This window comes from Vibrio sp. MMG023 (assembly GCF_021654215.1).
Lineage (GTDB): Bacteria > Pseudomonadota > Gammaproteobacteria > Enterobacterales > Vibrionaceae > Vibrio > Vibrio jasicida.
Genome location: NZ_JAKFZP010000001.1, coordinates 117,334 through 131,102, shown reverse-complemented (window position 1 = coordinate 131,102; position 13,769 = coordinate 117,334). Strand labels below are relative to the sequence as shown.

Annotated in this window: 8 protein-coding genes and 1 pseudogene; 1 reads left to right on the top strand and 8 read right to left on the bottom strand. The window is 43.7% G+C overall.

Annotated elements, in window-relative coordinates:
- Positions 1-43: 43 nt before the first annotated feature.
- The 3 genes and pseudogenes from L1076_RS00525 to L1076_RS00515 all read right to left on the bottom strand — a co-directional run bounded on the left by L1076_RS00525 (position 44) and on the right by L1076_RS00515 (position 2,825).
- Positions 44-289 (bottom strand): hypothetical protein, encoded by a 246-nt coding sequence (locus L1076_RS00525; protein WP_005444063.1) that lies wholly within the window; start codon positions 287-289, stop codon positions 44-46.
- A 117-nt stretch (positions 290-406) separates the two neighbouring features.
- A pseudogene (locus tag L1076_RS00520) lies at positions 407-949 on the bottom strand (adenylate kinase).
- A gap of 190 nt (positions 950-1,139) precedes the next feature.
- Entirely contained in the window at positions 1,140-2,825 is a 1,686-nt protein-coding gene (locus tag L1076_RS00515; protein WP_237302922.1) for an immunoglobulin-like domain-containing protein, read from the bottom strand.
- Between the two features lie 373 nt (positions 2,826-3,198).
- Between L1076_RS00515 and L1076_RS00510 the strand changes: the two genes are divergently transcribed.
- Entirely contained in the window at positions 3,199-3,579 is a 381-nt protein-coding gene (locus L1076_RS00510; protein WP_237302921.1) for a cystatin domain-containing protein, read from the top strand.
- A gap of 68 nt (positions 3,580-3,647) precedes the next feature.
- Here L1076_RS00510 and L1076_RS00505 read toward each other — a convergent pair whose 3' ends face one another.
- The 5 genes from L1076_RS00505 to L1076_RS00485 all read right to left on the bottom strand — a co-directional run bounded on the left by L1076_RS00505 (position 3,648) and on the right by L1076_RS00485 (position 13,761).
- Positions 3,648-6,737, bottom strand: coding sequence for an SMC family ATPase (locus tag L1076_RS00505; RefSeq protein WP_237302920.1), 3,090 nt, complete (start codon positions 6,735-6,737; stop codon positions 3,648-3,650).
- Positions 6,738-6,749: 12 nt separating this feature from the next.
- Positions 6,750-7,886, bottom strand: a complete 1,137-nt coding sequence (locus L1076_RS00500) for an exonuclease SbcCD subunit D (RefSeq protein WP_237302919.1) — start codon at positions 7,884-7,886, stop codon at positions 6,750-6,752.
- 434 nt (positions 7,887-8,320) lie between these two features.
- Positions 8,321-8,695, bottom strand: a complete 375-nt coding sequence (locus L1076_RS00495) for a hypothetical protein (RefSeq protein ID WP_237302918.1) — start codon at positions 8,693-8,695, stop codon at positions 8,321-8,323.
- Between the two features lie 103 nt (positions 8,696-8,798).
- Positions 8,799-9,470 carry a GAD-like domain-containing protein gene (locus L1076_RS00490; RefSeq protein WP_038878423.1) on the bottom strand — a complete coding sequence of 224 codons (672 nt, stop codon included), beginning with the start codon at positions 9,468-9,470 and terminating at the stop codon, positions 8,799-8,801.
- A gap of 1 nt (position 9,471) precedes the next feature.
- On the bottom strand, positions 9,472-13,761 hold the full coding sequence (locus L1076_RS00485; RefSeq protein ID WP_237302917.1) for a polymorphic toxin type 15 domain-containing protein: 4,290 nt from the start codon (positions 13,759-13,761) through the stop codon (positions 9,472-9,474).
- Between the last annotated feature and the right edge of the window lie 8 nt (positions 13,762-13,769).

Here is a 13,769-nt window from a genome sequence, read left to right as displayed (position 1 = left end):
TCGACAACTTAGCACAAGGCGATGGGAATTAATGCGATCAGAGTTACTGTTGTGCTTCCCAAAGACCAAGAAAGTACTTGCCGTAAACCACTTCAGTTTGCATATGCATAATCAGTAAAAATGCAATCAAAGCTAATATAAAGCGATTGAAATAACGACTGACTTTGGTACGGATTTTTATATCGAATACACCGATATGGATACCAACATAGGCAAAGGGGTAAACCAACAAAACAGCGAGTAACCAACCTAGGTAGCCGGATATCGCCATTTCTTCGTAGCCGATCATAATACCTCCACAATGAATACGACGGGAACGTGGTTAGTATTCATCATCTAACGGAGGCGAAATGTCAGGATTTACACAGCTGCGAGCCGTTGCCAAAAAGTCCCTTAAATAAGTTACTTATCTATTTATAAAATTTTGAGAACCAAGAAAATCTTGTGCCATTTTTGGCGAAGTGATATGGATGAACTCGATGGGCGAACCTTTTAAGTCCTCTTTCAGTTTTAAATAACGCTTCCGATTCTTTCGGTAATTCTTAACCGACCACCAAATAATCGAATTCTTACTCAAAAACGCTTTTCTAAAACTTCCTCTATTTCCAGTTCCTTCCCAAAACTCTTCTTGAGTCCATGCCCTTTTGATAGCACGAGTTGCGGAGCGATAAGTGGTGATAGAACGTGAATAATCGAGCCAGATGATGGTATCGACCCTTTGCCATTTGTACGGTTGTGTTCTGCTGTAGTTCCCGTCGAGTACCCAAGCCTCTTGTTGAGTTACGTCCACGACTTTATCGAAGAACGTCTCATCATCGAGTTCTTTTCAATCAGGAAGCCAGAACAACCTGTCCATTTCTATGTACGTGACACCTAATTTCATTGCGAGCTGCTTTGAAAACGTCGATTTACCGCTTCCGCTGCTGCCTACTACATTGATCCTTTTCATTAAATCCTCCTAGGTGACCGTACCAAATTGACAAAGAGCGACGCATTCCAGCTATAGGTAAGTGTGGAAAATGCGGAGGCGGGATACTAATGATTACGCTTTAAAGTTCTAGCGTTGATTCAATGAGATGTGAAGTTACGCGCATAAAAAAGCCTCCAATGAAGGAGGCTTGCAATAATTCATGAGCTAATCACAACTTATCCCATGCGTCTGACCAATAAACGGTTTCACCAGGTGCATAAGAAGGGTTTGAACACCACCCTGTGTATGGCCACGGTTTACATTGATACAAGTTGCCATCTGAACCTGTAACAATGTCACCTGCCTCATACGTTTTTCCAGATTCATACGGAGGGTAACTGCTGCCATCAGAAACAATCACAGAACGCTGAGATGTCGTAGTCTGATTTGCACTATCCGTTACTCGGTAAACCAAGTCGTAGACACCTAGCACGTTAACATCTACGCTGCCCTCTACACGAACTTGATCAGTCAAATCACCGTCTTCTGCATCCGTCGCTTTTACGCCTGCCATTGGGTCAAATGCGTCACCAAGCTGTATGGTCGTATCCGTTACACCTTCAAACTCAGGCACTAGGCTGTAAACAACAACTGTTCTGCTTTGCTTGGTTTCATTGTTGTCGCTGTCTTTTACACTGTAAACCAAAACATATGTGCCAACGGTGTTCACATCAACTGAACCTTCAACAGTAATGCTGTTAGTTAGGTCTCCATCTTCTTTGTCAGACGCGGTAACACCTGCATACGGATCAAATGAACTACCATGATGCACGCGAACATCACTGATGCCGCTGAACACCGGTTCGCCTTCACTTGGCGGTGGTGGAGTCTGGCCATGGATAAACGGACCGTAATCCTTCACAAACTTTTCACCGTACGCCTGACCATTCTTGTCTGTGCCCATATCCCAGTTCACCGACCATGTCATTACGCCACGAAGTGCCTGCCCTTGCGCTTTAAGTTGGTCAAACGCATCGTAAAGATCTTGAGGGTCTTGTACAAAGCCCGTTGCGGCTGCATCAATGTTAGATGGAATACCAAACACCAATTTGTCATGCGGAATTTTGTGGAAACCACGTGTACCGTTCGATAGAGAGTCTGAAATGTAGTAGATGAATTCTTGTTTTAGCGCATCATTGTTTTGTGCAATCCAACCCACACCTTCAACCCAAATGCCATCACCACCTTGGTTGTAAAATTGAGGGTTGATCCAATCGTAGTACCCTTCTAATCCCGTAATATAAGGAACGTATTTGCCACCTTCTGTTAAGTATGGGAACTCAGGCGCCATCGTAATTAGGAAGTTTTTACCCTGCTGTTGGTAGTGTTCTTTTACAAGGCGAAGTGCAGCTGGGATTACTGTTTGGTTGTCTGACGCGGTTACTGCAGATTGCTCTAAGTCGATATCCAGACCATCAAAGCCGAACTTATCAGTCAGGCGGATGATCTCTTGTGCGAATGCTTGCTCATCGCCAGTTTTCAGCTCAACGTGTGCATCAGCCCCACCAAGCGCAATAAGAACGGCGCGTCCTTGTTGGTTTAGTGCGCCAATTTGATCAATAAATTGTTGTTCTGAAAGACCAATATTTGGATCGAGCTTAAAGGTTGGAATACGGCCTTCACTGGTATTGAACACCTTCATAAAGGAGACGTTAACCACATTGTACATAGGATCAACTTCATCCAATGTCACACACGGTGCATTACCACCCTTGTAACCAGCCCCATCGCACCAGTTATGCCAATAACCGACTACGACACCACCATCTGGATTCACCATCTCATTAGCGGATGCTACGTTTGAAAGACCACTCAAACCCAATGCTACTGCTAGATATAGCGCTTTTTGCTTCATCGTGTTACCTCTCATCCATTTTGCTTCATCACAACAATCACTCAGCACTTTCTATTGGTGCCTAATGAATTTTGATTGGATTATATGGCTGAGCTAAGAAAACAGATACACTTACAAAGTTATGTTTTTAATCTCTATTTTATAATTGTGATCTTAATTCACGACGCGAAATGAACCGTAAAGCTGCGCTCGCAATTAAGCGTGACGTTCTATCAAAATCCCACAAAAACTTAACCAATCTTCTTTTTTTGGAGCTCGCTCGCAACGATTTCATTAGGATTTAACCCTCTGCATATCAAAAGTTTGCACAACGTAGACATTGTGCTTTAACACCGAGCTTTATAATGCGTGCTTGCAAACAGAGGTTAATTTTATGAAATTAAAAACCGTGTCAGCTTGCGCAATCTTGGTTTTGCTTGTCGGGTGTCAGCAAAATACTCAAGATGAAGCGGCACAACCAACAACCTCGGCAGATGTATGTAATACACAAGGAAATATGCCAGGTGGGTGGAACGAATTTGATGCTACCCCAGACGCTCAAAAGGCAATGGCCTTTGTCCTAAATAAAATGGAAACTCTCTCTTCATTTAAACAGATCTTGTCCGTTCATGCACAAATTGTGAGTGGTGTGAACTACGCGATAGAGTTTGAATTGAATGACGGTTCAGTTTGGAACGCGGTTGTTTACCGCAATCTTGATGGTGAATATGCGATTACGCAATCACCGAAAGAAGGTCGTTTCTGCGAACAATAAATGCTTCGAAACTGAAAACCCAAAAGCCCCGCTATTTTACACCGTAATCTAGCGGGGCTTTTTGTTTATCAATGTTTACCGGTACCGTTTACCTTTACCGATGAAGAATCAAATGCCATCTGAGACTTCACAGAAACTGTAGAACCAAGTCGCGACGGTTCGACATCAATGCGTTGCGCCATTTGCTCTTTCAGCTCGGATACATGAGAAATCACGCCAATCATGCGACCCGTTTGTTGTAAGTCGACCAAGGTTTGAATCGCAAGATCCAAAGATTCCGGATCTAAGCTGCCAAAACCTTCATCAATAAACAGCGTATCCAAGCGAATACCGCCACTGTAAGACTGCACAACATCAGATAGACCGAGCGCTAATGCCAACGCTGCCATGAAAGATTCACCACCTGATAACGTCGCGACATCGCGCGTTTTACCTGTGTAGCTATCCTCAACCACCAAATCCAAGCCTCGCCCTGCAGCACCTTTAAAGCCTTCAGTTTTACGAGCCAAGATATAACGACCTTTACTCATCAGACTTAAACGCTGTGAGGCTTGAATCAATACATCGTCTAATAACACACCAAGGACAAATCGGTGCAGACTGATACGGCTACCCGTTTTACCGCTTGCAACGTCATACAAGGTGCCAAACACTTTGTATTCGTCTTCTAACTTAGTGTTCTTGTCATGTAACGTCGCGATGTCATTACGGACTTTCTCTAGACGTTCAAACAGAGAGCGCGTGCTATCAAGCTGATTACGCGCTTCAACGTAACTTTGCTGAATGCTGTTTAACTTAACGTTAAGGTCATCTAAATCAGGCAATGCCAAGTCTTTCAATGTTGAACTCAAATCTGCCAATGTTTGTTCTAGCTTGATTTGGGTCTGTTTGAACACATCAATTTCTTGCTGCCAAATCTGCATCTCGGCTTCATCAACTTTACATGCTATGAATTGCGCTTCATCCTCGAATGCGCTCGCCTGCAAAGCCTGGTTCCAACCAGCTTTGGCTGTGTTCAAACGATCGAGTGCCTCATTCAACCACTGTTGATTGGTTGTCAGTTGGCTTTCAATATTGGTCTTCGCCAGCACGGCTTGTTGCAAATGGTTTTGTGCAGACTCGAATGCGGTATTTAACTCGGTAATCTGTTTTTGAATCGCAACAATCTCTTGCTCAAGAACGTCAAGTGACGAGTACTTAGCATCTAACGAAGCTGAGAGTTTAGCCAATTGCTCTTGATTCACTTTTATCGTCGATTCATTCGCTGCCATCTGGTTTTGCAGATCATTGATCTTACTTTCACCAGTGATGCAACGCTGGTTTAACTCATTAACGCTTTGATCCAATTGAACCAAGTTAATCGATGACAATTGCTGTAGACGTTCATTGAGCTGCTGCATGGACGCTTGTAACGCGCTTAAATCCATTGATGCGTTTTGACCAAGTTCAACGGATAGTTGTTCAATCTGCTGCTTGTATTGTTCGATTGCGATATTGTGCTGCTCCAACTGATTGTTCAATTGGTTAAGTACAACTTGCCCTTCTCGCTCCGTGTTTCGAGCACGCTGAACTTGCTCTTTTGTTACCTCTTCACCAACAAATTGAGCGGGTTGAGGGTGTTCTACACTACCGCACACCGGACACATTTCACCGGCTTGTAAGCGCTGAGCCAATACTGCGGCTTGAGCATTGTGCCAGCTCAGTTCAAGTGTATCTGCTGAGCGTTGAAGTTCTACGTATCGCGCTTTTGCTTGGTCAACCGAAGCTTGTTTGCTAGGCGTCAATGCATCCAATTTCGCTAGCTCTTGGTTTAAGCCAGTGAGCTTCTGTAGATCTTGCATCAAACGTTGTTGCTGTTTTATCTCAGCCTCTACACTGCCAATACTTGCAACATCGACTCGAGCTTGATCTAGTGACTTCTGACCTTGTTGCGCCTCTAGCGTTAACTTCTCTTTCAGAGCGATATATTTCTTAAGCGTTACCTCAAACTCCGACTTTTGGGCCAAACCTGCGTTAATGGCTTCCTCTAGCTCTGACTTTTCAACCAACTTTCCTTTCATGCCTTCAAGTTGGTATTGCTGCTCTGTCAGTTTTGGCAATTGTGCAGCTTGTTCTTTCGCGGTTTGCAGTGCGCCTTCTTTGGATTTTACCGCGTCATTTGCCACAGTAAGATCTTGAGATAACTTAGCCACCTTTTGCTCAAGTTCTTGCGTTTGCTTTGATGCGTTTTGTAACGTGACATAAGGCAACTCAACCTTGCTTGCCTTCTTCGCATTGTCTAACTGCAATTGACGTGATGAGACAGCATCGCTCTGTTCAAAATGTTGCTTCAATGCAACTTCGGCGTGCTCGCGCTTTTTAAACTCATTGCTCAGCGCTTCTGCTTTTTGCAGTTCCGTTTTTACCGCATTTAATTGCGCCAGAGATTCTTGCTCTTGCTTTTGTACCGATTCAAATTGAGAAGATAACGCTTCACGCTGCTCTGTTAACTCCACTTCGGAAGAAACACCAGCTACCTGCAGCGCGCCTCGAATTTGGTTATCAAACTCGTCTTTGGCTTTGCTAATGGCACTCGCTTTGTCTTTCAGTGCGTATTCAATCTTCTTGTAGATATCCGTTTGGAATAGCTGACCAAAGATCTCTTCCCGCTCTTTGGATGTCGCAAGTAACAACTCTCGAAACTTACCTTGTGGCAACACCATCACTTGGCGGAACTGAGTTTCGTTCAAACCAATAATGTTGGCCACTTCCGTCTTTACTTGCGTTGTTTTGCTGGTGATGAGCTTTTCTTCGTCCGTAATCTCATACAAAGCCGCGGTATGCTTTCGCACCGTCATGCCCTCACCACGCGCCTTTGGTGCTTCTTGTTCTGGTGAGCGAATCACTCGATAAGACTTGCCGTGCAAAGAGAACTCTAGCGTCACTTCGGTCAATAACGTTGACGCTGCCATATCGCAACGCATTTGAATTCCTTGGCGCTCATTACCCGTCGTTTCACCATATAGAGCAAAACAAATCGCATCGAGGATCGAGGTTTTACCCGAACCAGTAGGACCATTGATAAGAAACAGAGGGTTAGTTCCCAGCTTGTCGAATTCAATCGTTTCTGTTTGAGCAAACGGACCAAAAGCCTGCATTGTCAGTTTAATGGGTTTCATGTTTGGTCCTTACTAAGCCTGCTGGGAAAGTTGTTTGATGATGTCACTGATCGCTTGATCTTGTTCTTGCGATAATTGGCTATCTTGCGCTTCCGTGAAAAAGTCTCGGAACATGTCTATCTCACTTCTCGCCAACTTCGCTTGCGCCATCTCCTGCTCGACACCAATTAACATGCCCGGTTTTTCTAGGTGCAAAACATTCGGGTAAACAGTACGTAGCTTTTCCATTGGGTTTAAGATTGCGTGCTTATCCATCAAACGTACCAACAAGTAGTCTTCGTTTTTCGGATCGGTTTTGCCCTGCTCTATCACTTGTTCAAGCTCACCTTCAACGATTCGCATCTCATGAGGTGCAGCAAGGTCAACATGCTCGGCCGAGACAAACCCGTTTTGGTCGATTTCCACCAGCGTGAAACCTTTCTTCTGGTTTTGTTCACCAAAGCTGTATTTCATCAGTGAACCAGAATAACGAATGTACTCTTCGCCTTTTTTCTGTGGCTGATGCAAATGCCCCAACGCCACATAGTCAAAGTTGAGGAAATGCTCGTGACTGACGCGGTCGGAACCGCCAATCGAAAGTGGACGCTCAGATTCAGACTCAATAGCACCATCGACAAAGCAGTGGCTGACTAAAACGTTGCGTTGCTCTGATTGGAACTGCTCAGTGATTTTCTCGGCAAGTAACTTGTGCGCTTGATCGTGGGTCGAAACGGGTTCTTGATAGGCAAAACGGACTTGCTCAGGGTCGTTATAAGGCATGCCATAAAAAGCCACTTGCCCTGCGCTTTCGGTTTCAATAACAACAGGGGTAAGCATGTCTTCGAAGTTACTGATAATGTGAAGGCCCGCATTTTTCATCTGTTCAGAGCCAAATCCCAAGCGCTCAGCACCGTCATGGTTGCCAGAAATCAAAATCATCGGCGTGTTTAGCTCACCACAGATTCGCTTCACTACTTTGTTAAGTAGTTCAATCGCGATGGTTGGTGGGACAGAACGGTCATAAATATCACCAGCAACTACCACTGCATCAACAGGGTTGTTTTCAATGTATCGGATTAACTGGTCAAGAACGGCTTGCTGATCGTCAAGCAAAGAGACGTTATGAAACTGTCGGCCAAGGTGCCAATCTGAGGTATGGATAAACTTCATTCGAATTCACTTTCTGCCATCTACATGGCGTTATCTTATTATCCCACTAGGATATCGTGAGTTCGTAAGCTTTTCATGTGGTTTGTGGCGTATGCTGGAGTTAAAGTTTAAACGAGCTAATTGTCGCACTTCAAATCTACCAACCATAAGCATCTGAGATTTGGCGATATAGTTCCTCATACGCATCTTCTTCATTTTGACATTCAGTTACAGAAGTAATTCTTCCTTGACTGTTGTATACAACTTGCCAAGAACCATCTCGATTGACCACACACAAACACTCACCATTTTTTAGTCCATCTAGGCTATAGGGTTGATGAGGTACTTTTTTCAATTTATTTGATTAATCATTTGAGCTCATATCTTTTGCCTAATTTACTTGCACAAACCCGCTCATTATTTGGGGGCAAAGAATATGCCCCCAAGCACTTGGTTTATCTATCCAAGAACTCTACGTCCAGCCGCTCGACACAGAGGCAGATAAACTGACCTTCCAAAGAAGCATAATCAGACTCTAAAAAATCATCGCAAATCTTAAGTCCAGCGTCTATGGTCCCACCGTTTAGTCTACCTAATAGCTTGTAAGCATAGGTACTATCGACCCTTGTCGTACTAGTTTCTTCTGCACTTTCCTGCTCTGTTAATTCAAAATCCAACATTTCAAATGTAACGGGATATTCTTGCCCAATATACAATTCATAGGGGCACACCCCGGCAAAACAGGTTAATTCGACACCATTAACTTCAAGCGTAACTTCTTCTTCAATATCTGAGTTTAAGCTAAGAACTCTTGCCTTGTGTGTGATCACTATTCAGCCAAACTGATTGTTTAAAAGATATCTATCTAGATCGATACTGGGTAAACAAAAGAGCCCACAAAGCGTGAGCTTGAGTTTTGCTACGCAGGACGGGTTACTCTCTGTGACTTTTAAGGACATTGCCGACCATTGACGCCATATCGATAATTTCGGCTCCCCCTAAATCCGCCATAACCTGTAAAAATACATGTAGATCTTCTTTGGTCATAGCATCTGCGGACTTCTTGCCCCCCATAAATAGGTAAGGGGTAAACACCATCACTTCTTCTTTACCCACTGGACCATGTTTTTTAATCGCAGACGGAAAGAGAGGTTTTGAACTAACTTCTACGTCTATATATTCTTTATCTTGAAAACCGAAAAAGCTTTGAATTGCAATATTAGCATCGCCTTTAGAAATGTCTTTTGCGTGTCCTTGATTTGTCATTATCCAATTTAAGTGTGTCGCTATATCGAGTGACGCACCTGTTCGCTCTCCCCACAAATAGAGTTGACCATAGGCGCTTCGAGCGATCACATGGTAATTGTCAAAGTGTGCGAACTCTGTATCGTCAAGAAAAGATTCAAGCACATCTTCAAATTCTGCGGGATTAGTGATCCAGAATAGACCATCGTTAAAGCCAGAGAAACCGACCATTTGCCAGTATTTAAGTAGCTGATCTGGAAGTATGCCTCGATATGCTTCAACTTGTTGGTCAGTTGCCTGAATATGTTCGGTCGGCTCGCCAAACTCTTCTATAAACATTTCAAAATATTCGTCATTCATCTTATTTAATTCCACGTAATGGGCAGCGCTCCAGCGAAACATTCATTTTGACATCTGGTCCTAGGTTTTCAAATGCACGTTGTGCTTGCTCATCCATCTGAGTTAAGCGCGACTTTGTGCGCCACTGAGAGCCAATTGAGGAGTTAACCCCTTTATTCCCCATCCTATTCACCTTGTCAGCCCCGCCTGCAATCATATCTGGATCATGCAAAGCCGCAAGGTTATCCATAATCTCAGATGTTCTTTGTTTCGCCGCTTTTTTGGCGTCCATAGGGCTCATCTTCAACTTAAAGCTTTCAGCTAGCGAACTATTCAATTGACGAGAAAACTGCTTTCTGAAATCCTCCTGAGCCATACCCGTTCCCGCTCGTTTCATTTCTTTGTAACGATTGCGATTTTCGATGTATTCCCCCACGGTCAAGTCATTAAGACCCGCTTCTTGATGCCTTAGTTGGCGAGCAAAATGACTTTCCAATTCACGCTCTTTGCCTTTGAACTTGCCTTTAATCGTTGCCCCAGGTTCAAAACAAGGCACTTTAAATCGCTTCATGGTGCTCAAAGACTTCACCATGGCGTTATCGAGTTTTTTCAGCGGCAGTTCATCGACAACTTTTTCCGCATATCTGCCTGGTATTGCGGTGATAGCCATACTCGTTGCAGTAGAGAATGAAGGATTATCGATAAATGCGTTCCCTGCATTTATCATATCTTCAATCCCTTCGACCATCATCGATATTGGATCGATATTTACAGCGTTAATACCCTGTAAAGTCGGATCTGCGATAAGTTCCTCAATCGTTGGCCCAGAAATATTAACCGCTGCTTTTTCGTAGACCATCCTCTCCGGTGCATTATCGTTATGCCCTGCTAGAACTGTATGCGCATCCTCTTTTGCACACAAACCCAGAGGATCAACCCACGAGACAGGGTTTGGTGCGAATTGATAGTGGTTGGTTCCACCAAGCAGCCCTAGAGGGTCGGGTTGGATAAATCGACCTATTTGAGGGTCGTAGTAGCGTGCTAAGTTGTAGTGCAGACCAGTCTCAATATCGAAGTACTGCCCCTGTAAGCGAAGGTTGTTTTTAACCGTCTCGATTGCAACGTGAGCAAATCCAAAGGTATCGTATGCTGCTTGCCAAACTACCTGCCCTTTAGAGTCAACCAAACGTTCTGGGGTTCCGATTTGATTACATTGGTAAAAATAACACTCACCGTTTTCAATAAGAGCAAGCGGAACAAAACTGTTTGGTTGATATAGATACCACCGATAACCCGAACGAGAATACTCGCCGACTAAATGACTTCCTTGCCAAACAAATTCAGTGGTGCCATTTTCACTGATTTTCTTGATTCTTCGGCCTAGTGCGTCGTATTCGAATTGACATAAACGCCCTTCGCTCTCGACAAAAATTAGCTGCCCTTTAGCATCGTAAGTACAGCGCTGCTCTAATCCATTACCTTGACTACTGGTTCTGTTACCTAGTTCGTCGTAGTCGTACCTGACGCCATGGTATTCAACAAGGCGGTCATATTCTAGCTGTGCACCTTCATCATTAAAGTTGCCAAAACTGTCATAGATGTATGACTCCTCAGAGGTTTGCGTCTTTACCCTTTCTAAATGGCCGAGGTCATCATATTGATAATGTTGGGGCCCCTTCTCACTGTCGACGATAAGAGATAAAAGATGCTGTGCGTTGTAATGATACTTTCGCTCCAAACTCTCCCATATTTGACGCTTTAGTCTTCCTAATCCATCAAACTCTTTTGTTTCCCCTTTAGTGCCATACTGAATACGAGTTATTCGCTGTAAGTCATCGTATTTAAACTGTATTGTGGTGTGCGCCCCCCCTTGAATAGAAATGGAACACACCACACCGTACTCGTCGTATTGGTAGGAGATTTCAGTACCGTCACTATAACATTGGGACTGGAGTAAACCGTTATTAAGATATCTGTTGTGGAAGGAATAGCGTCCCTGCTGTTCACTTACCAATTTTGTATCTTTATAGGTATAAGAAGACATCGAGAAGCGATTATGCACGTGGATTAGTTTACCGCCTAAGCTATATTGGAAATGGTTTTCTACTCCCTTTCCGCTTCCAATTGCTCGAATATTGACGACTCGCCCAAGGTCATCATAACGAAAGCTAACTTGGTTAGTCCGGCGCCTAATCTTGCTTAATCGCTCAGCCTTATCGTAGGTATAACTTGTATGTATTTGGTCGAAGTTTATCGTCGACTGAATTTGTCCATCAGGTGTATATGCAAATTCGTACTTACAACCATCGGAACGCTCGATAGTTTTAAGGTTCCTTTCTTCGTCATAAGAGAACGACATGACGCTTTTATTTTGTTTAAAAACCTCTACAGGTTGAGCAAGGCTGCTCCAATTGATCTCTACTTCCCCTCTCGGTGTACTGATAAGTTTGACACGGCCGTAGTCGTCATATTCGTATCGATGTTCGCGTAAAATTTCATCTTTCGAATTCTGAAAATACAGACGGGTAAGTAGACGATTTTGATTGCGCTCAAAGCCGGAGACAAGACCTTCCGGATAAGCGATTCCATTTACAAGGTCATGTTCATCATAACTGTAGCGAAAGAGACTTTTATTGGTTTTCTTCGCTCTAAGTTGATGCTCATCATCCCACCACCATTGAACACATGCGCCAGCGTCAATAACCTTTTCAACTAAGCGGCCATGTTTATCGTATCGGTATCGCTCTTGTTTACCTTCTTTACTTTGTTGCCAAACCAGTTGGCCGAGCGCGTTAAATTGGTTTTCAATGGTTTCACCGTCAGGCAACTGATGTCTCGTACTACAACCGAATTCATCATAGTCAAAATGTTCCGTTGCACCTGAAGAATGCCGTTTGTTTTTTAGTTGCCCAAATTGATTATAGGCGTAAGTGACGTAGCAGCCATCCGGTGATACTTCATTTACCAAGTGCCCTTTCGAATCATATTCATATACCCAGCGTCTTGATTCAGGGCTTTCACACTCAAGCAACTTTCCTTGTTCATTGTGTTTGTATCGCCATGCATGACCTCTCGGATCGACAACAGTCGATTGAGTCGGTTGGAACTCAAAAGTATATCGATACGCGCCATCATCCGCCCAATTACTTACGCACTTAGCACTCACGCCTCGACCTATCCAGTCAAAATAATGCGAAAATCCTGTTGCACGTGTTCGTCTAGTTAGTAAACAGGTATCACTATATTGATAAGATTCTGCTTGCCGATGTTCATCCGTGGCCCTGGTTAAACAAAAGGTACGGTCATATTGATACTCAGCTAGAGTAGCTAGGGTTGTAGGATGGCGTATTTCAACAAGTAATCCTTGCTTGTTATATTGTAATTCAAGTTTTGCTTGTCGATTGACGTTTACTTGGGTGATGCGGTGATTACGTGAATATTCTAGATTTACCGTTTTCATGAGCCCAAGTCGAATCTCACTAGCTAACCAGAGCTCCTCTACTTGAACAAACTTGACTTGTACACTGCCATTTATCGTAACCAATCGATAACCATTTGGATGATATTGGCAAGTCGAATCGGTATAAGTTTGGTAACTCACCCCTCCTTTAGAAACAGGGGGGAATAAGATGGAGTCTCCCATTTCATCTACAAAGAGCCAGCCAATAATCTGTTCTTTCTCATCCAGTACATCCTTCAGTTCATACTGGAAGATATGTCGCCAACCAAAACCAAGTCCTGTATTTTTATCAGAAAGCGAAGATCGGTAAGTCCGCTGCCACACTAAACCGAAAGGTAGTCGCACATCAGTTAGTGTTAAGTTTTCTTCGCCCGTTACCAAAGAGACAGGATCACCTGCTTTTGCATGTTTTTTACTGCTCTCATTTTGGGGAGTATCACTACTTTTACTCTCGCTTTTATGAGGACTGTCATCTGTCGACTTTGCTTTTTTATCGTTCGTCTTGGCAATTAGATCAGTAGGTATCTCTGTTGGGGGGTAATAGGTACTAGGCGCTTGTTGAGGTGTCTGAAAGGCGAACAACGATTGCTCAAATAAACTCTCAGCAATACGCTTATAAAGGTCCTCGTCAGTGAGCTCTTTCATCTCTGCGGAGAAATACGTGGTCGCAGTAGACCAAGACGCAATTTCTCTGAGTTCATCAAACGCAGAGTAATAAAAACGTTCGACAAAGATTTCAGCCGCTCTGACAGACGTGAATCGTTCCTGTTTACCAAATGGGGGTTGATGCGAAGAAAACAAATAGGCTTCGCCGTCCAGCGTTGTGAGCTTAACAATCCTTTGTGCGTTCATTTTAAATC

Coding starts and splice junctions, on each gene's coding strand:
- L1076_RS00525 (WP_005444063.1), bottom strand. CDS start 289: ATGATCGGCTACGAAGAAATGGCGATATCCGGCTACCTAGGTTGGTTA.
- L1076_RS00515 (WP_237302922.1), bottom strand. CDS start 2,825: ATGAAGCAAAAAGCGCTATATCTAGCAGTAGCATTGGGTTTGAGTGGT.
- L1076_RS00485 (WP_237302917.1), bottom strand. CDS start 13,761: ATGAACGCACAAAGGATTGTTAAGCTCACAACGCTGGACGGCGAAGCC.
- L1076_RS00510 (WP_237302921.1), top strand. CDS start 3,199: ATGAAATTAAAAACCGTGTCAGCTTGCGCAATCTTGGTTTTGCTTGTC.
- L1076_RS00490 (WP_038878423.1), bottom strand. CDS start 9,470: ATGAATGACGAATATTTTGAAATGTTTATAGAAGAGTTTGGCGAGCCG.
- L1076_RS00500 (WP_237302919.1), bottom strand. CDS start 7,886: ATGAAGTTTATCCATACCTCAGATTGGCACCTTGGCCGACAGTTTCAT.
- L1076_RS00505 (WP_237302920.1), bottom strand. CDS start 6,737: ATGAAACCCATTAAACTGACAATGCAGGCTTTTGGTCCGTTTGCTCAA.